Below are 22,819 nucleotides of genomic sequence, written 5' to 3' on the forward strand. Positions count from 1 at the left end.
TATGTTAAAAGATCAAGATCGCATCTTTACCAATATCTACGGCCTTAAGGACAAGTCCCTGAAGGGCGCGATGTCGCGTGGCCATTGGGATGGTACAAAGATCCTTATCGAAAAGGGCCGTGACTGGATCATCAATGAGATGAAGGCCTCCGGCCTTCGTGGTCGTGGCGGCGCTGGCTTCCCGACAGGTCTCAAGTGGTCCTTCATGCCGAAGGAAAACGACGGCCGGCCACATTATCTTGTGGTCAACGCCGACGAATCCGAACCAGGCACCTGCAAGGACCGTGAAATCCTGCGCCATGACCCGCATACCCTGATCGAGGGTTGCGTTCTGGCCGGTTTCGCCATGGGTGCCCACACGGCCTACATTTATGTTCGCGGCGAATACATGCGTGAGCGTGAAGCGCTGCAGGCCGCAATCGATGAATGCTACGACGCCGGTTTGTTGGGTAAAAACAACAAGAACGGCTGGGACTTTGATGTTTACGTGCATCATGGTGCCGGTGCCTACATCTGCGGCGAGGAAACGGCACTTCTGGAAAGCCTCGAAGGCAAGAAGGGCCAGCCACGTCTCAAGCCGCCATTCCCGGCCAACATGGGTCTTTATGGCTGCCCGACCACCGTTAACAACGTTGAGTCGATTGCGGTTGCGCCAACCATCCTGCGCCGTGGCGCTGCATGGTTCTCCGCCATTGGCCGTCCAAACAATGTCGGCACCAAGCTGTTCATGGTGTCCGGCCACGTCAACCGTCCTTGCACGGTCGAAGAAGCCATGGGCATTCCGTTCCGTGAGCTGATTGAGCGTCACTGTGGCGGTATCCGCGGCGGTTGGGATAACCTGCTGGCTGTTATTCCGGGCGGTTCTTCCTGCCCGGTCGTCAAGGCCGAGGATATCATCGACGCACCGATGGACTTTGACGGCATGCGTGACGTGAAGTCGTCCTTCGGTACGGCTGCTGTGATCGTGATGGACAAGTCTACCGATATTGTTAAAGCCATCTGGCGTCTGGCTGCTTTCTACAAGCATGAAAGCTGCGGCCAGTGCACGCCTTGCCGTGAAGGTACAGGCTGGATGATGCGCGTCATGGAGCGCATGGTGAAGGGCAACGCTCGGAAGCGCGAAATCGATATGCTGCTGGAAGTGACCAAGCAGATCGAAGGCCACACCATCTGCGCGCTGGGCGATGCGGCTGCATGGCCAATCCAGGCTCTGATCCGCAATTTCCGTCCGGAAATCGAACGGCGTATCGATGAATACACCTACAGAGCCATGGATCATGGTGCTGTATTGGAAGCCGCTGAATAATCGGTTTCGATTGTGCAGGGCAGGGTGCCGGTAATGATACCGGTGCCTTTGACAAAATGAAGCATGAAGCGCAGTTCGTTTGCGCTATTGCGATGAGGATTTGTCGCGGAACGCAAAGAGTGCGGGACGGACAGGCAACAGGACGTAAGTAGAACCATGGCAAAGCTCAAGGTTGACGGTAAAGAGATCGAGGTTCCGGATCATTTCACGCTGTTACAGGCGTGTGAGGAGGCTGGAGCTGAAGTTCCGCGCTTTTGTTTTCACGAGCGTTTGTCGGTCGCGGGTAACTGCCGCATGTGTCTTATCGAGGTAAAGGGCGGACCGCCCAAACCTGCCGCATCCTGCGCCATGGGCGTACGCGATGTGCGTGGCGGCCCGAATGGCGAACTGCCTGAGATTTTCACCAACACACCTATGGTCAAGAAGGCCCGCGAAGGTGTGATGGAATTCCTGCTGATCAACCACCCGCTTGATTGCCCGATCTGTGACCAGGGCGGCGAATGCGACCTTCAGGACCAGGCTATGGCCTTCGGTATTGCCGGTTCGCGTTATGCTGAAAACAAGCGTGCGGTTGAAGACAAGTATATTGGACCGCTCGTCAAGACCGTGATGAACCGCTGCATTCACTGCACGCGTTGCGTTCGCTTCACGACGGAAGTGGCTGGTATCGCTGAACTCGGCCTGATCGGCCGCGGTGAAGACGCTGAAATCACCACCTACCTCGAGCAGGCTATGACATCCGAGCTGCAGGGTAACGTTGTTGACCTGTGCCCTGTTGGCGCGCTGACCTCCAAACCGTTCGCGTTTACGGCCCGTCCGTGGGAACTGAACAAGACTGAAACCATCGACGTGATGGATGCTCTGGGTTCTGCAATCCGCGTTGACACCCGTGGTCGCGAAGTGATGCGCGTCATGCCGCGCGTCAACGAAGCCATCAACGAAGAGTGGATTTCCGACAAGAGCCGTTTCATCTGGGATGGTTTGAAGACCCAGCGTCTCGATCGTCCTTACGTTCGCCAGAACGGCCGTCTGGCACCAGCATCCTGGGGTGAGGCCTTTGCCGCCATCAAGTCCGCAGTGTCCGCCGCAAGCGGCGACAAGATCGGCGCGATCGCTGGCGACCTGGCATCGGTTGAAGAAATGTTCGCGCTCAAGTCGCTGCTGGCATCGCTTGGTTCAGCCAATGTCGACTGCCGTCAGGACGGCGTTGCTCTTAACCCGGCGCTCGGCCGTTCAAGCTACCTCTTCAATGCCACCATCGAAGGTATTGAACAGGCTGACGCATTGCTGATCGTTGGTGCCAACCCACGTTACGAAGCTGCCGTGCTCAACGCACGCATTCGCAAGCGCTGGCGCCGTGGCGGTTTCCCGATCGGTCTGATCGGCGAAGCTGGTGAACTGCGTTACTCCTATGACTACCTCGGTTCCGGCACGGACACGCTGAAGGAACTGGCAGATGGTTCGCACAGCTTTGTTGAAAAGCTGAAGAACGCCAAGAACCCGCTGATCCTCATCGGCCAGGGCGCATTGTCGCGCGCTGATGGTGCAGACGTTCTGGCAACTGCTGCGAAGCTTGCCGTTGCTGTTGGCGCCGTCTCCGAAGAGTGGAATGGTTTCTCGGTTCTGCACACCGCAGCATCGCGCGTTGGCGGTCTGGATCTCGGCTTCGTGCCGGGGCAGGGCGGTGTCGCCGCTGCTGAAATGGTATCGTCGATGGACGTTCTGTTCCTGCTCGGCGCAGACGAAATCGACCTGTCGGCCAAGGCTGCGAAGTTCACGGTTTACATCGGTTCGCATGGTGACAACGGCGCAATGAATGCCGACGTGATCCTGCCCGCTGCTGCCTACACCGAAAAGTCCGGTATCTGGGTCAACACCGAAGGCCGCGTTCAGATGGGCAACCGCGCCGGTTTCGCACCGGGCGACGCTCGTGAAGACTGGGCAATCTTGCGTGCGCTTTCCGACGTCCTCGGTCATAAGCTGCCGTTCGATTCGTTGTCTGCACTGCGCGCACAGCTTTATGCTGCCCATCCGCATTTCGCCGGTCTCGACGAAATTGCAGCTGGCAACGCATCCGATATCGAAGCTCTGGCCAAAAAGGCCGGTAAAATGAACAAGTCCGGGTTTGCTTCACCCGTGAAGGACTTCTATTTGACGAACCCTATTGCGAGAGCGTCCGCCGTGATGGCCGAGTGCTCCGCATTGGCCCGCAACAATTTCAAGGCTGCGGCAGAGTAAGGCAGGAGATTATGGATTCGTTTTTCTGGAGCTATGTCTGGCCCGCGCTGATCATGATCGGCCAGTCCCTGCTGCTTCTCGTTTGCCTCTTGGTTTTCATCGCGTTCATCCTGCTGGCTGACCGTAAGGTGTGGGCTGCTGTTCAGCTGCGCCGTGGTCCAAACGTTGTTGGTCCTTGGGGTCTGTTCCAGTCCTTTGCCGACCTTTTGAAGTTCATTCTCAAGGAGCCGGTCATTCCGGCCGGTGCCAACAAGGCGGTTTTCCTTCTGGCGCCGCTGGTTGCAGTGACGCTGGCTCTGGCGACTTACGCCGTTATCCCCTTTGCGGATGGCTGGGTCATCGCGAACATCAATGTCGGTATTCTTTATATCTTCGCGATTTCGTCGCTCGAAGTTTACGGCATCATCATGGGTGGTTGGGCGTCCAACTCCAAGTACCCGTTCCTCGGTGCACTTCGTTCCGCCGCGCAGATGGTGTCTTATGAAGTGTCGATCGGTCTCGTTATCGTGACCGTTCTTCTTTGCGTCGGTTCGTTGAACCTGACCGATATCGTCAATGCACAGCAGACCGGACTTGGAACAATGATCGGCCTTCCGGCTTCGTTCCTCGACTGGCACTGGTTGCCATTGTTCCCGATGTTCATCGTGTTCTTCATTTCGTGCCTTGCAGAAACCAACCGTCCTCCCTTCGATCTTCCGGAAGCGGAATCGGAACTGGTTGCAGGTCACATGGTGGAATATGGCTCGACCCCATACATGATGTTCATGCTCGGTGAATATGCGGCCATCGTTTTGATGTGCTCGCTCACAACCATCCTGTTCTTAGGGGGCTGGTTGCCGATCGTCGACGTGTGGTTCCTGAACTGGGTTCCAGGCATTGTGTGGTTTATCCTCAAGGGCGGCATGGTCTTCTTCATGTTCGCTCTGGTGAAGGCATTCGTTCCGCGCTACCGCTATGACCAACTGATGCGACTCGGCTGGAAGGTCTTCCTTCCTCTGTCGCTCGCCATGGTCGTTATTGTTGCATTCGTACTCAAGCTGACGGGAACGGCATAATGATGTCCGTTCAGTCCGCTTGCAGATTTGGAGGTTGAGATGGCAAGCCTTTCACAAGCCGTCAATTCACTGTTCCTCAAGGAATTCGTCGGAGCTATTTTCCTGACGATGCGCCACTTCTTCAAACAGAAGGCAACGGTGAACTATCCCTTTGAAAAGGGCCCGGTCTCTCCGCGCTTCCGTGGTGAACATGCGCTGCGCCGTTATCCAAACGGCGAAGAGCGTTGCATCGCGTGCAAACTGTGTGAAGCCATCTGTCCTGCGCAGGCCATTACCATTGAAGCTGGTCCGCGCCGTAACGATGGTACACGTCGTACCGTTCGTTACGACATCGACATGGTGAAGTGCATTTATTGCGGTTTCTGCCAGGAAGCTTGCCCGGTTGATGCGATTGTCGAAGGCCCGAACTTCGAATTCGCCACTGAAACGCGCGAAGAACTTTACTTCGACAAGGCTCGTCTTCTGGAAAATGGCGATCGCTGGGAACGGGAAATCGCGCGCAACCTCGCGCTCGACGCACCGTACCGCTAAGAAAGCATGTTTCCGTCGCTCTGACTGTTACGGAAAACCGCAAATTGTAAGTAGGGCCTGCCGGTTTTACCGCAGGCCTCCAAACGGGCAGGGTGACAGGTTTCGCTCGCCCGATCAGGACAAAAAGGCACCAACATGGGTCTGCAGGCTGTATTCTTTTATATATTCGCCTTCGTCGCGGTCGCGTCGGCATTCATGGTTATCTCGGCAAGGAACCCGGTCCACTCGGTTCTCTTTCTGATTTTGACCTTCTTCAACGCTGCTGCTCTCTTCCTGCTGACGGGCGCTGAATTCCTCGGCATGATCCTGCTGGTCGTTTATGTCGGCGCTGTGGCGGTGCTCTTCCTGTTCGTCGTCATGATGCTGGATGTCGATTTCGCGGAATTCCGCTCTGGCGTTCTGCAATATGCACCAATCGGCGCATTGGTCGGCGTCATTCTTGCCGCCGAACTGATCATCGTGATTGGTGGCAGCATGATTTCGCCTGAGGCAGCAAAGTCGATTAGCATGCCAATACCGCCAATCGCGGAGCGCACCAATACGGCGGCTCTCGGCGATGTGCTCTACACACATTACGTCTATTACTTCCAGCTTGCTGGCCTTGTGCTTCTGGTCGCCATGATTGGTGCGATCGTACTGACCCTGCGTCACCGTACGGACATCAAGCGTCAGGACATTTCCAAGCAGGTTGCCCGCGATCCGAAGACGGCTATCGAAGTCGTCAAGGTAAAGCCGGGGCAGGGTATCTGAGGCGCGGACGGATCAAGGAATAGAAAATATGGAAATCGGACTTTCCCACTACCTGACGCTCAGCGCCATCCTCTTCACGATCGGCGTGTTCGGCATCTTCCTGAACCGCAAGAACGTCATCATTATCCTGATGTCGATTGAACTGATCCTGCTTGCCGTGAACCTGAACATGGTCGCTTTCTCGTCGTTCCTCAACGACATCGTTGGCCAGGTGTTCGCCTTGTTCATTCTTACCGTTGCTGCTGCTGAAGCCGCTATCGGTCTTGCAATACTCGTTGTCTTCTACCGCAACCGCGGCTCGATTGCCGTGGAAGACGTTAATATGATGAAGGGCTGATAAGGCTATGATCTATAAGGCTATCGTCTTTCTGCCGCTTATCGGCTTCCTGATCGCAGGCCTCTTTGGCCGCTCGATCGGCGCGAAGGCTTCGGAATATGTCACCAGCGGTCTGATGATCGTTGTCGCAATCCTGTCGTGGATTGTTTTCTTTAACGTTGCGCTCGGCCATCACGGCGAGGGCGGCGAAGTGATCAAGGTTGAAGTGCTGCGCTGGATCCAGTCCGGCGGCATCGATGTCCAGTGGGCATTCCGTATCGATACATTGACGGCTGTGATGTTCGTGGTGGTCAACACCGTGTCCACGCTGGTTCACCTGTACTCGATCGGCTACATGCACCATGATCCGCATCGCCCGCGCTTCTTTGCATACTTGTCGCTGTTTACCTTTGCGATGTTGATGCTCATCACCTCTGACAACCTGCTGCAGATGTTCTTCGGGTGGGAAGGCGTGGGTCTGGCTTCGTACCTGCTCATCGGTTTCTGGTTTAAGAAACCGTCGGCTTCTGCTGCGGCCATGAAGGCGTTCATCGTCAACCGCGTCGGTGACTTTGGTTTCATTCTCGGTATTTCCGGTGTGTTCGTGCTGTTCGGCTCGATCAATTTTGAGACGATCTTCGCGGCTGCCAGCACCTATCTGCCTGCAGAAGGTGCTGCATCGACCGAAGCTGTCATCAACCTGTTCGGAATGCAGCTCGACAAGGGACATGCGATCACCGCTGTCTGCTTGCTGCTGTTCATGGGTTCGATGGGTAAATCGGCGCAGTTCCTGCTGCACACCTGGCTGCCAGACGCGATGGAAGGCCCAACACCTGTGTCGGCGCTCATTCACGCTGCGACCATGGTGACCGCGGGTGTCTTCCTTGTTGCCCGTATGTCGCCTCTGTTCGAACTGTCGCCAGATGCCCTGACATTCGTGACCCTGATCGGCGCGATCACTGCATTCTTTGCAGCAACGGTTGGTCTGGTTCAGAACGACATAAAGCGCGTTATCGCTTATTCGACCTGTTCGCAGCTCGGTTACATGTTCGTGGCTCTCGGCGTTGGCGCTTACGGCGCGGCCGTATTCCACCTGTTCACGCACGCCTTCTTCAAGGCGCTGTTGTTCCTTTGCGCCGGCTCGGTCATTCACGCCGTGGATGGTGAGCAGGACATGCGTTACATGGGTGGTCTGCGCAAGCACATCCCTGTCACCTTCTGGACAATGACAATCGGTACGCTGGCTCTGACGGGCGTTGGTATTCCTGGAACAGTGATCGGCTTTGCCGGCTTCTTCTCCAAGGACGCGATCATCGAATCTGCCTTTGCCTCGCATTCCAGCCTTGGCGGTTTCGCCTTCACGCTGCTGGTTATCGCGGCTCTGTTCACCAGCTTCTATTCATGGCGCCTGGCGTTCATGACCTTCTTCGGCAAGCCACGCGCTTCTGACGATGTCATGCACCACGTTCATGAATCGCCAATGGTCATGCTCATTCCGCTGTTCATCCTGACGGTTGGTGCGCTGTTTGCCGGTGTTGCCTTCGTGGAATACTTCTACGGCCATCACTATGAGGAATTCTGGAAGGGTGCATTGTTCACCGGTCCTGAGAACCACATCGTGCATGAGTTCCACAATGTTCCGACCTGGGTAAAGTGGAGCCCGTTTGCGGCAATGGCTCTTGGTTTCGTGACGGCCTGGTACATGTATATCAAGTCGCCTTCGGTACCGAAGCGTCTCGCCGAAACACACCGTGGCCTCTACCAGTTCCTGCTCAACAAGTGGTATTTCGATGAACTGTACGACTTCCTTTTCGTGCGTTCGGCCAAAGCCCTTGGCAAGTTCCTGTGGAAGAAGGGTGACGTCGCTGTCATCGACACCTACGGACCAAACGGTGTTGCAGCACGCGTGGTTGATGTAACCAACCGCATCGTTCGCCTGCAATCCGGTTACCTCTATCACTATGCCTTTGCGATGCTGATTGGTATCGCGGCCCTTGTTACCTGGATGATGCTCGGGAGTGCCCTGTAATGACCGATTGGCCAATTCTTTCCACGGTCACGTTCCTGCCTCTGGTGGGCGTCGCACTTCTGCTGCTGACGAATGAAAACGGTCCGTATGGTCGCCGTAATATTCTGAACGTCTCCCTGTTGACGACAGTGTTCACATTCATCGTGTCGCTGTTCGTCTGGATCGGTTTCGACAATTCGAACCCGGGCTTCCAGATGGTTGAGAAGCATGCATGGTTCGGCGAGATCGCCGCTTACCACCTGGGTGTCGACGGCATTTCCATGCTGTTCGTCATCCTGACAACATTCCTGATGCCGTTCTGTGTTCTGGCCAGCTGGAACTCGGTTGAAAAGCGCATCAAGGAATACATGATCGCCTTTCTTCTTCTGGAAGTGGTCATGATCGGTGTGTTCGTGGCGCTCGACATTGTTCTGTTCTACGTCTTCTTCGAAGCAACACTGATCCCGATGTTCGTTATCATCGGTGTTTGGGGCGGCAAGGATCGCGTCTACGCATCCTACAAGTTCTTCCTCTACACGCTGCTCGGTTCCGTTCTGACCATGCTGGCCATCATGGCGATGTACTGGCAGGCTGGCACGACCGACATCACCGAACTGCTTAAATTTGGCTTCCCTGCAGGTATGCAGACGTGGCTGTGGCTCGCATGTTTCGCGGCGTTCGCGGTGAAAATGCCAATGTGGCCGGTTCATACATGGCTTCCGGATGCGCACGTTCAGGCACCGACCGCTGGTTCGGTTATCCTGGCTGGCGTCATGCTGAAGCTTGGCGGTTACGGTTTCATCCGTTTCTCGCTATCGATGTTCCCGCTGGCATCCGACTATTTCGCGCCGTTCGTCTTCACGCTGTCGGTTCTTGCCATCATTTACACCTCGCTGGTCGCGCTGATGCAGGAAGACATCAAGAAGCTGATTGCTTATTCGTCCGTTGCCCACATGGGTTACGTGACCATGGGTATCTTTGCTGCCAACGTGCAGGGCTTGCAGGGCGCTATCTTCCAGATGCTGTCACACGGTATCGTATCGGGTGCGCTCTTCCTTTGCGTAGGCGTTGTTTACGACCGCCTGCACACTCGTGACATTGCCGCTTACGGTGGTCTGGTCAACAACATGCCGAAATATGCTGTTGCCTTCATGATCTTCACCATGGCCAATGTCGGCTTGCCTGGCACCTCCGGCTTCGTCGGCGAATTCCTGACACTGGTCGGCGTTTTCCGTGCCAACACCTGGGTCGCCCTGTTTGCCGCCACTGGTGTTATCCTTTCTGCCGCCTATGCGCTGTGGCTCTACCGCCGCGTCATTTTCGGTGCGCTTGAAAAGGAAAGCCTGAAGGCGATGCTCGATCTGTCTCCACGCGAACAGGTCATCCTTTACCCGCTTGTTGCCCTGACGATCTTCTTCGGTGTCTATCCGGCTCCGGTATTCGATGCGACTGCCGCATCGGTCGATCTGCTGATCAACAACTATACGGCTGCACTGCAGGCGGCGCAAAATGTTGCGCTCACTTTGAATTGACGACAGGACCCGTTGGACATGACCGCTGAACTCCTCTTAGCCAGTCTGCATATCGCGACACCGGAACTGATCCTTGCGGTCGGTGCCCTGGCGTTGCTCATGGTTGGCGTATTCTCGGGCGACAAGTCGACAACGACAGTCACGGGCCTCGCAGTTGCGCTGCTCGTCATTGCGGGTCTCTGGATCGTCTTTAACCCCGCAAGTGGCGTCGCTTTCGGCGGCGCTTTCATCGCCGACGCTTTCGGCAACTTCATGAAGGTGATTGCCCTGATCGGTTCGATCGTGGCGATGATCCTGACCATCGGCCACAACCGCGTTGAGCCGATAGGGCGCTTCGAATATCCGGTTCTGCTGGTGCTTGCCACCCTTGGCATCTTGCTGATGATCTCGGCAAACGACATGATCTCGCTCTACATGGCGTTGGAACTTCAGTCGCTTGCTCTCTACGTCATCTGCGCCATCAACCGCGACAGCCTGCGCTCAACGGAAGCTGGTTTGAAGTACTTCGTGCTCGGCGCGCTGTCCTCCGGCATGCTGCTCTACGGCATGTCGCTGGTCTATGGCTTTACCGGTAACACCGGCTTTGAAGAAATTGCCAAGGTTCTGACGTCTGAAACCCGGTCGCTCGGTCTGGTCTTCGGTCTGGTGTTCGTGCTGGCTGGTCTCGCGTTCAAAATCTCTGCCGTTCCGTTCCACATGTGGACGCCAGACGTTTACGAAGGTGCACCGACCCCGGTTACTGCGTTCCTGTCCGCTGCTCCGAAAATCGGCGCGATGGCCATTCTGGTCCGCATCGTGGTTGAAGCCTTCCAGCCGGTATTTGCCGACTGGCAGCAGATCGTCGTGTTCATCTCGATCGCATCCATGTTGCTTGGTTCGTTTGCCGCTATCGGCCAGCGCAACATCAAGCGTCTGATGGCCTATTCCTCCATCGGTCACATGGGTTACGCGCTGGTTGGTCTTGCCGCTGGCACGGAAGCGGGCATCTCCGGTGTTGTCATGTACATGACTGTCTACATGGTCATGACGCTCGGCACCTTCGCTTGCATTCTGTCCATGCGCCGCAAGGAAATCGGCAATGTCGAGAGTGTCGACGACCTCGCAGGCCTGTCCTCCACCAACCCGTTCATGGCCGTTGTCCTGACCGCACTGATGTTCTCGCTGGCCGGTATTCCGCCGCTGGCAGGCTTCTTCGGTAAGTACTTCGTGTTCCTGGCAGCCATCGAAGCCAAGCTCTACGCACTGGCTATCATCGGTGTGGTTGGCTCGGTTGTTGGTGCATTCTACTACCTGCGTGTGGTCAAGGTGATGTGGTTTGACGATGCCAAGGGTGAGTTTGAGCGCCCAGCTATCGAACACCGCATTGTGTATGCGCTGTCCGGTCTCTTCGTTCTCGGCTTCATTCTGTTCGGCGGACCTGTCGGTAACGCAGTCAACGCTGCAGCCAAGACATTCTTTTGAGCGGAACCAGCATGAGACCCGGCCGGAAATTCATTGATGAATTCCGGCACGAGGGTCTGGATGAAACCTCATCGACCAACATCGAGTGTTTCGCCCGCGCAAAAGCGGGCGAAACTGGTAATCTCTGGGTTACCGCTGCCCGCCAGACAGGCGGGCGTGGCCGGCGCGGCAGGCCCTGGGTCTCAGAGCGCGGCAATCTCTACGCTTCTCTTCTTCTGATTGATCCATCTGCGCCTGAACAAATGGGCTCCTTGCCACTGGCTTTTGCTCTTGGTGTTTATCGTGCGCTGCGCACAGTTTTGCCCACAGGTGGACAGCCACTTGAGATCAAATGGCCAAATGATGTCCTGATTGGTCGCAAGAAGACCTGTGGCATCCTGATGGAAGCGGAATTCTTGAGTGACGGACGCCGCGCCGTTGTCAGCGGTATTGGCATCAACATTGCCCACAAGCCTGATAATCCGGCCTATCCGGTGACGATGTTGTCGGAACATGGTGCCCCCTGTTCACCGGATGAATTGTTTGCCCATCTGTTCCGCGAAACGGCGTCTGTACTGGAAATCTGGAACCGCGGGCAGGGTGTTGCCGAGATCATGAATGCCTGGCGGGCTGCGGCCTGCGGCATTGGTGAGCGGATTACCGTCAATCTGCCGGATCGTTCCATTTCCGGGCGCTTCACCGGAATTGATGATAATGGTTTCCTTCTGCTGGACGAAGACGATGGCCCCTCACGCGCCATTGCCGCCGGCGATGTATTTTTTGGTGGCACCTGACCGGTAACCGCAACTTCGGTATCGCAGGCAACACCTTTGGACTTGGAGCATCCTTGCAGCTCGGTAATCGCAAGGCGTCACAGCGGGTGCGCATCGGCTCCGTGAAACTGGCGGTTTTAAGTAAATGCCGATGTTTGCAAGCGGTGATGAAACAACGACCGGTACCGGTCCCGTTTCGCCGCGATATGGAAAAGAACGATGTCGAAACAGGATGAACTCGTATTCCTGCCACTGGGTGGTGTTGGCGAAATTGGTATGAACCTAGCGCTGTATGGTTACGGCCCGGCTGCCAAACGCCAGTGGATCATGGTGGACTGCGGTGTAACCTTTGCCGGTCTGGATCTGCCGGGTGTTGATTTGGTGCTGCCTGACATCAGCTACATCGAGGCGCAGAAAAACAATCTCAAGGGCATCATCATTACCCATGCCCATGAAGACCATTACGGCGCGCTCAATGATCTGTGGCCGGGCCTCAACGTGCCGGTCTTCGCCTCGGGCTTTACGGCAGGCATGCTGGAAGCCAAGCGCAATTACGAAGGCACCCGTGCTGAAATCCCGATCACGCCGTTCAAGGCTGGCGACCGTATCAATGTCGGGCCATTTGAAATTGAGGCCGTGGGCGTCAACCATTCCATCCCCGAGCCAATGTCGCTTGTTATCCGTACGCCACTGGGTAACGTCATTCACACCGGCGACTGGAAAATCGATGACGCACCGTCACTTGGGCCTTTGACCGATGAGGCCCGTTTCCGTGCGCTGGGTGATGAGGGCGTACTGGCACTGATGTGCGACAGTACCAATGCGCTCCGTGACGGTGTTTCGCCATCCGAACACGAAGTGTCGGAAGGTCTGCGCCAGATCATTGAAAATGCCGAGGGCAGGGTGGCCATTACCACCTTCTCTTCCAATGTTGGCCGTATCCGGTCGATTGCTCAGGCGGCGGAAGCCGCTGGCCGTGAAGTGCTGCTGCTTGGCAGTTCGCTGAAGCGCGTTGTCAACGTTGCCCACGACATCGGTATCATGGAAGGCATTAAGCCGTTCCTGGCGGAAGATGAGTATGGTTACATCCCACGCGACAAGGTGGTGCTGATCCTCACCGGGTCGCAGGGCGAGGCGCGCGCCGCACTTGCCAAGCTGTCACGCGATGAGATGCGCAACGTGGCGCTGGCGGCCGGTGATACTGTCGTGTTCTCCTCCCGTGCCATTCCGGGTAATGAAAAGGCCATTATCGACATCAAGAACGGCCTGATCGAGCAGGGCGTGCATATCGTTACAGACAATGAGGCACTGGTGCATGTCTCCGGTCACCCCCGTCGCAACGAACTGTTGAGAATGTATGAGTGGACCCGTCCACAGATTCTCGTGCCTGTTCACGGTGAAGCCGCTCATCTGGTTGCCCAGAAGGAACTGGCAGAGCAGGCCGGTATCGCTACGGTGCCAAAGGTGCGCAACGGCAATATCCTGCGCCTGGCACCTGGCCCGGTAGAGGTCATTGATGATGCGCCCCATGGCCGCGTCTTCAAGGACGGTAAGCTGATGGGTGATTTCGAGGAAATGGGCATCGGCGACCGACGCAAGCTGTCCTTTGCTGGCCATGTCTCTGTTAACGTCGTGCTCGACAGCCGTTTCGACTTTGTTGGCGATCCGGACGTTGTGCCTTTTGGCCTGCCAGAGTTCGATGACGAAGGCGAGGATATGGAAGACACGCTTTATGACGCCGTTCTTGGCGCTGTGGAGAGCATTCCACGCAGCAAGCGCAAGGACCTCGACATGGTACGCGAAGCGGTGCGCCGCGCCGTGCGTTCCACAGCGCATCAGAGCTGGGGCAAAAAGCCTGTTGTGACGGTATTCCTGACCAAAGTCTGACAGGCGGCGGCCAGAACGTCATTCTAAAAACGATATGGGCAGGAATAACTGCCCATATCCTGTCGACCCACAGGCTTCGGGGAGGAGGCTATGCTCGGACGTATCAACCATGTGGCACTTGCGGTGCCTGACCTTGGCGCCGCAGAGGCAGCCTACGGCCAGATGCTGGGCGCCAGCCTGTCGGAACGGCAGGCGTTGCCGGAACACGGCGTAACCGTGGTATTTGTCGAACTTCCAAATTCCAAGGTTGAACTGCTGGAGCCGCTCGGCGACGCGTCGCCGATTGCGGCCTTTCTCGCTAAAAATCCGGCTGGCGGCATGCATCACATCTGTTACGAGGTAGAGGACATCGTTGCCGCACGTGACCAGCTGAAACAGTCCGGTGCGCGTGTTTTGGGCGATGGTGAGCCCAAAATCGGTGCGCATGGCAAGCCGGTGCTGTTTCTCCATCCCAAGGATTTTTTCGGCACGCTGATCGAGCTTGAGCAGGTCTGAAACAGATCTGGCAAGCCGCACTTCAAGTGGTTTCTCAATTTCTGGCGTTTGATAAAGCGATTCTGAAACAATGCCTTGCCGCGAAAAAGTGAATCAATTTATGCGCTTGGCCACAAAGGACTGTTGAAAACATTGTTTGTGCGCCAGCCTTGTTTGCCTATAGTTGCCCATAACAGCCTGTCTTACCGTCACACGTATCAGTCGGGTAAGATGCGCTCCAAACCGGATAGCAGGTGCCCATGACCGTTCTCTCGTATTTCGCAATCTACTTCGTCATCTGGTGGACCACGCTGTTTATCGTGCTGCCCATTGGTTTGCGGACGCAGGCGGAAGAGGGGGCGGTTGAACCCGGCACGGTGGCCAGTGCTCCAGCCCGTTTCCGCGGTTTGAAGGTCATCGCTCTCAACACCGCCGTTTCGGCCGCACTGCTTGCGTCCTGGCTGGTTTTGACCTGGTGGTTCAATTTTGAACTGGAAGACATCTTCGAGCTGTTCCCGATGTTCAATCGGTGATTTTGCACGCTCCATCAGCCGACGCACGGACAGCGTTTCCTGCACACTGTGAGAGTGTGCAAAGTGGTGCGTTTCAATGCTGAAATCAGTCCGGGTTGGTGCTCGACCCTCATGTGTGAGGAGATGAGTCTTTTCACACCAAATTTGCCGTCACATGCCTGTCATGAACAAGCGGCACAGAGTATTTCGAGTGATTTAGTGGACTTGACAGTCGCAATTTCGACCAAATTTGCGTCGCCCGGTTTAAGGGGTTGCTAAAAGGCAAAAAAAAACAAGGCGTTGAAGCCTTGTTTTCTAATTTTCGCGTGATCTGTAACCGTTGCCGGGGCAGCGACGAAGCGCGCCTAAGATCTGATCCTCCCAAGACTGACCGCGAAATTGGCAGGAATTTGTTCTTCATGCCTGTTTTATGAGCTAAAGCTAGCCCAATCTCCGATGCTTGTCATTAGATTTTTTGCATTTTTGCTACAGTCGGCAAAAAATTCCCTATTGGGCGATATGTCGCAACGCAAGCGACAAAAATATTCTGCGACAATCAGTAATAGTGGATATTGATGTCGCAAAATCGTCATGTGCGTGGTTTCTGGTGTTGTCCAGTGCCGGGTTTCCTTCTGTCTGGGAAACGTTTATGAACGGCGCAAACAGCCCTTTGTTGCGGCGATTCCCGGCAGGAGAGTCCGGATCGCCAAAGTCACGGAATCCGATATGCGTCTCAGCCGTTATTTCATGCCCATCCTCAAGGAAAATCCCAAGGAAGCGGAGATCGTTTCGCATCGCCTTATGTTGCGTGCAGGCATGATCCGCCAGCACTCGCAGGGCATTTATTCCTGGCTGCCGCTGGGCAAGCGCGTTCTCGACAAGGTCAACAAGATCGTGCGTGAAGAACAGAACCGTGCCGGCGCCGTTGAACTGTTGATGCCAACACTGCAGTCCGCAGAGCTGTGGCAGGAGAGCGGCCGTTATGAAGATTACGGCAAGGAAATGCTGCGCATCAAGGACCGTCAGGATCGCCAGATGCTGTACGGCCCAACCAACGAGGAAATGATCACCGACATTTTCCGTTCTTACGTCAAATCCTACAAGAATCTGCCGCTGAACCTCTACCACATTCAGCTGAAGTTCCGTGATGAGCTACGTCCACGTTTCGGCACCATGCGCTCGCGCGAGTTCCTGATGAAGGATGCCTATTCTTTCGACCTGACGAAGGAAGGCGCCATTCATTCCTATAACAAGATGTTCACCGCGTACCTGCGCACCTTCTCGCGTCTTGGTCTGCGCGCCATTCCGATGCGTGCTGACACTGGCCCAATCGGTGGCAACCACAGCCATGAATTCATCATTCTGGCCGACACGGGTGAATCGGAAGTGTTCTGCCACAAGAGCTTCCTCGACCGCGATATTCCTGCTGCCGACACCAATTTCGATGATGTCGCCGGCCTGCAGGCGGTGTTCGACGACTGGACCTCGGATTACGCTGCCACGTCTGAAATGCACGACGAAGCCGCTTACGACGCGATGCCTGAAGACAAGCGCATTTCGGCGCGCGGTATCGAAGTAGGCCACATCTTCTATTTCGGCACCAAATATTCCGAGCCGATGGGTGCGAAGGTGCAGGGTCCGGATGGCAAGGAACACCTTGTCCACATGGGTTCCTACGGCATTGGACCAACACGCCTTGTTCCCGCCATCATTGAAGCATCGCATGACGAAAACGGAATCATCTGGCCGGATTCGGTTGCCCCATTTGATGTTGTCATCATCAACATGAAGGCAGGCGAAGCATCGACCGACGCCGCATGCGAAAAGCTTTATTATACGCTGACAAATGCCGGCAAGGATGTGCTGTACGACGATACCGATGACCGTGCCGGTCAGAAGTTCGCAACGGCCGATCTGATCGGTGTTCCGTTGCAGATCATCGTTGGACCACGTTCGGTTGCCAATGGTGAAGTTGAAGTGAAAAACCGCAAGACCGGCGAACGTGAAAACGTCACGATCGAAGCAGCATTGAACAGGGTCCTCGGCTGAACGGCTGAGGCGGGGAGACGAGATGGCACAAGCCGGGGCTGACAACGCTGCTGGTCAATCCGTGAAGGATACCGCTGCGCGGCCGTTTTCGGCCTTTGAGCGCATGGTCGCGTGGCGCTACCTGCGCGCCCGCCGCAAAGAGGCGTTCATTTCGGTGATCGCCGGTTTTTCTTTTGTTGGCATTATGCTGGGTGTGGCAACGCTCATCATTGTTATGGCGGTGATGAACGGTTTCCGCACCGAGCTGATTTCCCGAATTCTGGGCATTAACGGCCATATGGTCGTGCAGCCCATTGATAGCCCGTTCAACAATTACGATGAGCTGGCTAAAAAATTTGCAGGCATCAAGGGCATCACCATGGCACTGCCACTGGTGGAAGGCCAGACGCTGGCGCAGGGGCGCGCCGGTGCAGGCAGCGGCGCGCTGGTGCGCGGCGTGCGCGGCGAGGACCTTGAGAAGCTGAAAGAGGTTTCCAGCAACATCAAGGTCGGCGATCTCGTGGGTTACATGTCCGGTGAGGGCGTGCTGGTCGGTTCCCGCCTGGCCTCGTCACTTGGTGTCACAGCCGGTGACCAGATCACCCTGATTGCGCCGGAAGGCGACATCACGCCGATGGGTGTCAATCCGCGCGTCAAATCCTACACGATCTCAGGCGTTTTCGAGATCGGTATGTCGGAATATGACGCCTCGATGGTCTACATGCCGCTTCCCGAAGCGCAGCTTTATTTCAATGCAGATGGTCTGGTGCAATCGATCGAGCTGTTCGTGGAGCATCCAGATCAGGTTGATACACTGCGTCCACTGGTGGAAGAAGCCGCAGGCCGGCAGATTTACATCACCGACTGGCGTCAGCGTAACCAGACCTTCTTCTCGGCCCTTCAGGTTGAACGCAACGTGATGTTCATGATCCTGACGCTGATCGTGCTTGTCGCAGCGCTTAACATCATTTCCGGCCTCATCATGCTGGTGAAGGATAAAGGTAGCGACATTGCCATTCTGCGCACCATGGGTGCAAGTTCCGGAGCGGTCATGCGTATCTTCTTCATGACCGGTGCTGCGATTGGTCTTGTGGGTACCTTTGCCGGTGTTCTGCTCGGCGTGATTGTCTGCCTGAACGTGGAATCGATCCGCCAGTTCTTCTCGTGGGTGTCGGGTACGGTGCTGTTTGATCCGCAGCTCTATTTCCTCAGCCAGCTTCCGGCTGAAATGGATATTAGTGAAACCATTTCCGTTGTCATCATGGCGTTGACGCTGTCGTTCATTGCCACGATCTTTCCGGCATGGCGGGCTTCAAAGCTCGATCCTGTGCAGGCTCTGCGATACGAATAAGGAACGCGACATATCATGAGCAGAAACATCGCGTTGCGGCTGACGGGCGTACATAGAAGTTACGGGCAGGGCGACAGTGTCCTCCATATTCTCAACAATGCCGAGTTCGAATTGCGAAGTGGCGAGATTGTTGCGCTGGTCGCACCGTCGGGCACGGGTAAATCCACGCTGCTGCATCTTGCTGGTTTGCTGGAGCACCCGGACGAGGGTGAGGTTTATGTCGATGGTTTGCCTTGCGGCACATTGGCGGATGACAAGCGAACGGCAATCCGCCGCAGCGATATCGGTTTCGTCTACCAGTTCCATCACCTGCTGCCGGAATTCACCGCGCTTGAAAATATCATGATGCCGCAATTGATTGCCGGTCTTTCCGACAAGGAAGCCCGTCAGCGCGCCGCACAGCTTCTTGACTACATGCGGATTGGCCACCGTGCCGATCACCGTCCGGCTGAGCTTTCCGGTGGTGAACAGCAGCGCGTGGCCATTGCCCGTGCCGTTGCCAATGCACCGCTTCTGCTGCTGGCCGATGAGCCAACCGGCAACCTCGATCCCGAGACGGCCCATTATGTGTTTGAAGCGCTGGAAGCTCTGGTGCGCCAGTCTGGTCTTGCGGCGCTGATTGCGACCCATAATCACGATCTGGCCGCACGCATGGATCGTCGCGTCACGATCTCCGAAGGCAAGATCGTCAGCTTCTGATTTTGCCGCACATCACATGACCTGAGTTTGAGGAAAACCCGGCCACCGCGCCGGGTTTTCTTTTGCGCGCACATCACGCGGGAACTTTCACGCCGCAACGGAATTTAAAAGAGACCTAAAAAACATATTGACTCTGAAACAAAATGAGAACAAACTGGAAACATAACGAGTAAGGAGAGTACAATGACCGACATGATCCGTGACGTTGCCGCCTTCGCTTCCATCGCTGTCTTTGTTGCCAGCTTTTCTATGATCCTCACTGCACTCTGATATTTTTGCCGCACATAACAGCGTGTATGTGCGGTTGTCCTCGTTGTTCTGTGCTATTGGCTGTGGACTTTGCGGGCTGAACATCAGAAAATCCCCCGTGATTCAGAACACGGGATATGCGGCGCATGAGTGATACCAATTCCACCAATGGAAATGCAGGGCAGGCCGGTGGAACACCGGGTTTCGTGCATCTTCGGGTTCACTCGGCCTATTCGCTTCTGGAAGGCGCGTTGCCGCTTAAAAAGGTTATGTCCAAGGCTGTGTCCGATGGGCAGCCAGCCATTGCCATAACCGACACCAACAATCTGTTCGTGGCACTGGAATTTTCGGAAAAGGCGCGTGATGAGGGCTTGCAGCCGATTATCGGCTGTCAGGTTTCCGTTGATATGGAAGACGCCATTGAAGAACGGCGTTCGAACAATCTCGCAAAACTTCCCGCCCTTGTGTTCCTTGCAGCCACCGCTGCGGGTTACGAGCGCCTGGTGGATCTCATCAGTCGCGCTTATCTCGATGGTGAAAGTGGCCAGTCGGTACGCGTTCATCGCTCCTGGCTGGAAGAGGGCGATAATGACGGGCTGATCGTGCTGACCGGCGCCTCTGGCGGCCCTGTCGATATGGCCCTGAAAGACGGGCACACCGCCCTGGCTGAGAAGCGCTTACTGGCCCTCAAGGGCCTGTTCGGCAATCGCCTTTATATGGAATTGCAGCGGCAGGGCAATTATGACCGGGCGCATGAGCGCCGTGTCTTGACGCTTGCCTATGAGAACGACGTGCCGCTGGTTGCCACCAACGAAGCCTTTTTTCCGTCACGCGCCGATTACGAGGCCCATGATGCGTTGATGGCCGTGGCCCACAACGCCATCGTCTCCGATGATACCCGCTTTCGCCTGACGCCAGACCATTATCTCAAGAGCCGCGAGGAAATGGTGAAACTGTTTTCCGATTTGCCGGAGGCATTGGAAAACACCGTCGAAGTGGCGCATCGTTGCTCCTACGTGCTGAAAAAGCGCGGACCTATTCTGCCGCGCTTTACCGGCGCCAGTGACGATACCGATGCTGCCGAAAAGGCGGAGTCGGAAGAACTGCGCCGTCAGGCCGTTGAAGGCCTGGATATGCGCATCGAAAAGCTCGGTATTGCCGCTGGCTATACCGAAGAAGAATACCGCGAACGACTGGACTTCGAACTCGGCATTATCGAGCGTATGAAATTTCCCGGTTACTTCCTGATCGTTGCCGACTTTATCAAATGGGCCAAGAACCACGATATCCCGGTTGGTCCGGGCCGTGGTTCCGGTGCGGGCTCTCTGGTTGCTTACGCGCTGACCATTACTGACGTTGATCCGCTGCGCTTCTCGTTGCTGTTCGAACGCTTCCTCAATCCTGAACGCGTTTCGATGCCCGACTTCGATATCGACTTCTGCCAGGACCGCCGCGAAGAGGTGATCCGCTATGTGCAGCAGAAATACGGCCGCGAACAGGTAGCGCAGATCATTACCTTCGGTTCATTGCAGGCGCGTGCGGCGCTGCGCGACGTTGGTCGTGTGCTGGAAATGCCTTACGGTCAGGTCGACAAGATCTGTAAGCTGGTGCCGAACAATCCGGCAAACCCGACGCCACTATCCAAGGCAATCGAAGAAGAACCGAGACTGCGCGAAGAGGCAGAGGCCGAGCCCGTGGTGGCGCGCCTGCTGGATATTGCCCAGAAGATCGAAGGTCTCTACCGCCACGCCTCGACCCACGCCGCCGGTATCGTGATCGGCGACCGTCCGCTGTCAAAGCTGGTGCCGATGTACCGCGATCCGCGCTCCGACATGCCGGTAACCCAGTTCAACATGAAGTGGGTTGAAAGCGCCGGTCTCGTCAAGTTCGACTTTTTGGGTCTGAAAACCCTGACCGTGTTGAAGGTCGCGGTGGATTTTGTTGCCAAGCGCGGCATTCATGTCGATCTGGCCGGCATTCCGCTGGATGACCAGAAGACCTATGAAATGCTTTCGCGTGGTGAAACCATCGGCGTGTTCCAGGTGGAAAGCGCGGGCATGCGTAAGGCGCTGATTGGTATGCGCCCCGACTGCATCGAGGACATTATTGCGCTTGTGGCGCTTTATCGTCCGGGCCCGATGGAAAACATTCCGGTCTACAATGCCCGTAAACACGGCGAGGAAGAGCTGGAATCGATCCATCCGATGATCGACCACCTGCTGAAGGAAACGCAGGGCGTTATCATCTACCAGGAACAGGTGATGCAGATCGCCCAGGTTCTCTCCGGTTACTCGCTCGGCGAGGCCGATCTTCTACGTCGCGCGATGGGTAAGAAGATCAAGGAGGAGATGGACAAGCAGCGCGAACGTTTCGTCGAAGGCGCGATGAAGAACAATGTGTCGAAGGCGCAGTCCGACACGATTTTCGATCTTCTGGCCAAGTTCGCCAACTACGGCTTCAACAAGTCGCACGCAGCTGCCTACGCGATTGTCTCCTACCAGACGGCCTATATGAAGGCGCATTATCCGGTGGAATTCCTTGCCGCCTCGATGACACTTGATATGGCCAACACCGAAAAGATCAACGACTTCCGCCAGGACGCCTCGCGTATGGGCATCGAAATCGTCGCGCCTTCGGTGCAGACGTCGTTCCGCAAGTTCGAGACGGGTGAAAACCGCATCTATTATTCGCTGGCGGCCTTGAAGGGCGTCGGTGAAGGCGCCGTTGACCACATAGTTGAGGTGAGGGGTGACAAACCCTTTGCCAGCCTTGAGGATTTCTGCCAGCGCATCGATCCAAAACAGATCAACCGGCGTGTGTTTGAAAGCCTGATCAATGCCGGTGCCTTCGATTGTTTCGGACGTGACCGTGCCGAACTGATTGGTGGTCTTGATCGCGTTATCGGTTTTGCGCAACTGGCACAGGAAAATCGCGTCAGCGGTCAGTCGGACATGTTCGGCTCCGGTGGCGCCAATGGTCCGGAACGGCTTGCACTGCCAACCTTCTCGCCATTTCTGGCCTCTGAAAAGCTGCTTCGGGAATATCAGGTTCTTGGCTTTTACCTGACCGCCCATCCGCTCGATACATATCGTGCGACGCTCGAAAAGTTACGTGTGCAGAACATTGCCGATTTCACCGTCGCGGTAAAACAGGGCGCGACTGCCGGTCGCCTGGCCGGTACGGTAACCGGAAAACAGGAGCGCAAGACCAAGACCGGTAACAAGATGGGCATCGTGACCTTCTCGGATGCGTCCGGTCAGTATGAGGCTGTTCTGTTTTCGGAAGGGCTTGGCCAGTACCGCGATCTGCTGGAAGTTGGCAAATCGCTTGTTATCACCGTTCAGGCGGATGAGCGCCCTGAAGGCATCGGCCTTCGTATTCTGACCGCTCAGTCACTGGAGGAAAAATCCGTCTCGATGCAGAAGGCATTGCGGGTTTTTGTCCGCGATTCCGGTCCGCTTAAAATGATTGCCAAACACCTCAACGCCAAGGGCGATGGTCTGGTGTCCTTCATCGTGATCAAGGATGACGGGCAGCGCGAGATTGAGGTGGAATTGACTGAAAAATTCCGTATCTCACCGGAAATTGCCGCCGCCTTGCGGGCAGCTCCCGGCATTGTCGATGTCGAATTGATGTAAGGCCTTAAAACAATTATCGCCCCGTTTTGTCT

The 22,819-nt window shown here is 55.9% G+C and carries 17 protein-coding genes; all 17 read left to right on the forward strand.

Going from position 1 to position 22,819, the window contains the following annotated elements:
• Position 1 precedes the first annotated feature (1 nt).
• Positions 2-1,306 carry an NADH-quinone oxidoreductase subunit NuoF gene (gene nuoF / locus IB237_RS05535; protein WP_192487561.1) on the forward strand — a complete coding sequence of 435 codons (1,305 nt, stop codon included), beginning with the start codon at positions 2-4 and terminating at the stop codon, positions 1,304-1,306.
• A 156-nt stretch (positions 1,307-1,462) separates the two neighbouring features.
• A complete protein-coding gene (gene nuoG, locus IB237_RS05540) occupies positions 1,463-3,544 on the forward strand; it encodes an NADH-quinone oxidoreductase subunit NuoG (RefSeq protein ID WP_192487562.1) in 2,082 nt (693 codons plus the stop codon).
• 11 nt (positions 3,545-3,555) lie between these two features.
• Positions 3,556-4,599 (forward strand): NADH-quinone oxidoreductase subunit NuoH, encoded by a 1,044-nt coding sequence (gene nuoH / locus IB237_RS05545; RefSeq protein WP_192487563.1) that lies wholly within the window; start codon positions 3,556-3,558, stop codon positions 4,597-4,599.
• 39 nt (positions 4,600-4,638) lie between these two features.
• Positions 4,639-5,130 carry an NADH-quinone oxidoreductase subunit NuoI gene (gene nuoI / locus IB237_RS05550; protein WP_192487564.1) on the forward strand — a complete coding sequence of 164 codons (492 nt, stop codon included), beginning with the start codon at positions 4,639-4,641 and terminating at the stop codon, positions 5,128-5,130.
• Between the two features lie 135 nt (positions 5,131-5,265).
• The gene (locus IB237_RS05555; RefSeq protein ID WP_192487565.1) at positions 5,266-5,880 is read left to right on the forward strand and encodes an NADH-quinone oxidoreductase subunit J; all 615 of its coding nucleotides are present in this window, start codon (positions 5,266-5,268) and stop codon (positions 5,878-5,880) included.
• Between the two features lie 28 nt (positions 5,881-5,908).
• The gene (gene nuoK / locus IB237_RS05560; protein ID WP_192487566.1) at positions 5,909-6,217 is read left to right on the forward strand and encodes an NADH-quinone oxidoreductase subunit NuoK; all 309 of its coding nucleotides are present in this window, start codon (positions 5,909-5,911) and stop codon (positions 6,215-6,217) included.
• 7 nt (positions 6,218-6,224) lie between these two features.
• Positions 6,225-8,225, forward strand: a complete 2,001-nt coding sequence (gene nuoL / locus IB237_RS05565; RefSeq protein ID WP_192487567.1) for an NADH-quinone oxidoreductase subunit L — start codon at positions 6,225-6,227, stop codon at positions 8,223-8,225.
• Positions 8,225-9,736 carry an NADH-quinone oxidoreductase subunit M gene (locus IB237_RS05570; RefSeq protein ID WP_192487568.1) on the forward strand — a complete coding sequence of 504 codons (1,512 nt, stop codon included), beginning with the start codon at positions 8,225-8,227 and terminating at the stop codon, positions 9,734-9,736. The genes nuoL and IB237_RS05570 overlap by 1 nt, the downstream gene beginning before the upstream one ends.
• 18 nt (positions 9,737-9,754) lie before the next feature.
• A complete protein-coding gene (nuoN, locus tag IB237_RS05575) occupies positions 9,755-11,197 on the forward strand; it encodes an NADH-quinone oxidoreductase subunit NuoN (protein WP_192487569.1) in 1,443 nt (480 codons plus the stop codon).
• 11 nt (positions 11,198-11,208) lie between these two features.
• Complete coding sequence (locus tag IB237_RS05580) at positions 11,209-11,970, forward strand: biotin--[acetyl-CoA-carboxylase] ligase (protein ID WP_192487570.1); 762 nt, start codon at positions 11,209-11,211, stop codon at positions 11,968-11,970.
• A 198-nt stretch (positions 11,971-12,168) separates the two neighbouring features.
• Complete coding sequence (locus IB237_RS05585; protein ID WP_192487571.1) at positions 12,169-13,836, forward strand: ribonuclease J; 1,668 nt, start codon at positions 12,169-12,171, stop codon at positions 13,834-13,836.
• Positions 13,837-13,926: 90 nt separating this feature from the next.
• Positions 13,927-14,331 carry a methylmalonyl-CoA epimerase gene (mce, locus tag IB237_RS05590; RefSeq protein WP_192487572.1) on the forward strand — a complete coding sequence of 135 codons (405 nt, stop codon included), beginning with the start codon at positions 13,927-13,929 and terminating at the stop codon, positions 14,329-14,331.
• Positions 14,332-14,570: 239 nt separating this feature from the next.
• Positions 14,571-14,843, forward strand: a complete 273-nt coding sequence (locus IB237_RS05595) for a DUF1467 family protein (protein WP_192487573.1) — start codon at positions 14,571-14,573, stop codon at positions 14,841-14,843.
• A gap of 705 nt (positions 14,844-15,548) precedes the next feature.
• Positions 15,549-16,871, forward strand: a complete 1,323-nt coding sequence (gene proS / locus IB237_RS05600; protein WP_192487574.1) for a proline--tRNA ligase — start codon at positions 15,549-15,551, stop codon at positions 16,869-16,871.
• Positions 16,872-16,893: 22 nt separating this feature from the next.
• Complete coding sequence (locus tag IB237_RS05605; RefSeq protein WP_192487575.1) at positions 16,894-18,201, forward strand: lipoprotein-releasing ABC transporter permease subunit; 1,308 nt, start codon at positions 16,894-16,896, stop codon at positions 18,199-18,201.
• A 15-nt stretch (positions 18,202-18,216) separates the two neighbouring features.
• Positions 18,217-18,900: an ABC transporter ATP-binding protein gene (locus tag IB237_RS05610; protein WP_192487576.1), complete on the forward strand. Its 684-nt coding sequence runs from the start codon at positions 18,217-18,219 to the stop codon at positions 18,898-18,900.
• 395 nt (positions 18,901-19,295) lie between these two features.
• The gene (gene dnaE, locus IB237_RS05615; RefSeq protein WP_192487577.1) at positions 19,296-22,787 is read left to right on the forward strand and encodes a DNA polymerase III subunit alpha; all 3,492 of its coding nucleotides are present in this window, start codon (positions 19,296-19,298) and stop codon (positions 22,785-22,787) included.
• Positions 22,788-22,819 lie beyond the last annotated feature (32 nt).

Origin of the sequence: Agrobacterium sp. AGB01 (assembly GCF_014851585.1) — a bacterium.
In the GTDB taxonomy this organism is placed as follows: domain Bacteria; phylum Pseudomonadota; class Alphaproteobacteria; order Rhizobiales; family Rhizobiaceae; genus Agrobacterium.

Coding starts and splice junctions, on each gene's coding strand:
- nuoL (WP_192487567.1), top strand. CDS start 6,225: ATGATCTATAAGGCTATCGTCTTTCTGCCGCTTATCGGCTTCCTGATC.
- IB237_RS05570 (WP_192487568.1), top strand. CDS start 8,225: ATGACCGATTGGCCAATTCTTTCCACGGTCACGTTCCTGCCTCTGGTG.
- mce (WP_192487572.1), top strand. CDS start 13,927: ATGCTCGGACGTATCAACCATGTGGCACTTGCGGTGCCTGACCTTGGC.
- IB237_RS05580 (WP_192487570.1), top strand. CDS start 11,209: ATGAGACCCGGCCGGAAATTCATTGATGAATTCCGGCACGAGGGTCTG.
- dnaE (WP_192487577.1), top strand. CDS start 19,296: ATGAGTGATACCAATTCCACCAATGGAAATGCAGGGCAGGCCGGTGGA.
- IB237_RS05610 (WP_192487576.1), top strand. CDS start 18,217: ATGAGCAGAAACATCGCGTTGCGGCTGACGGGCGTACATAGAAGTTAC.
- IB237_RS05555 (WP_192487565.1), top strand. CDS start 5,266: ATGGGTCTGCAGGCTGTATTCTTTTATATATTCGCCTTCGTCGCGGTC.
- nuoK (WP_192487566.1), top strand. CDS start 5,909: ATGGAAATCGGACTTTCCCACTACCTGACGCTCAGCGCCATCCTCTTC.
- nuoI (WP_192487564.1), top strand. CDS start 4,639: ATGGCAAGCCTTTCACAAGCCGTCAATTCACTGTTCCTCAAGGAATTC.
- proS (WP_192487574.1), top strand. CDS start 15,549: ATGCGTCTCAGCCGTTATTTCATGCCCATCCTCAAGGAAAATCCCAAG.
- IB237_RS05605 (WP_192487575.1), top strand. CDS start 16,894: ATGGCACAAGCCGGGGCTGACAACGCTGCTGGTCAATCCGTGAAGGAT.
- IB237_RS05595 (WP_192487573.1), top strand. CDS start 14,571: ATGACCGTTCTCTCGTATTTCGCAATCTACTTCGTCATCTGGTGGACC.
- IB237_RS05585 (WP_192487571.1), top strand. CDS start 12,169: ATGTCGAAACAGGATGAACTCGTATTCCTGCCACTGGGTGGTGTTGGC.
- nuoF (WP_192487561.1), top strand. CDS start 2: ATGTTAAAAGATCAAGATCGCATCTTTACCAATATCTACGGCCTTAAG.
- nuoG (WP_192487562.1), top strand. CDS start 1,463: ATGGCAAAGCTCAAGGTTGACGGTAAAGAGATCGAGGTTCCGGATCAT.
- nuoH (WP_192487563.1), top strand. CDS start 3,556: ATGGATTCGTTTTTCTGGAGCTATGTCTGGCCCGCGCTGATCATGATC.
- nuoN (WP_192487569.1), top strand. CDS start 9,755: ATGACCGCTGAACTCCTCTTAGCCAGTCTGCATATCGCGACACCGGAA.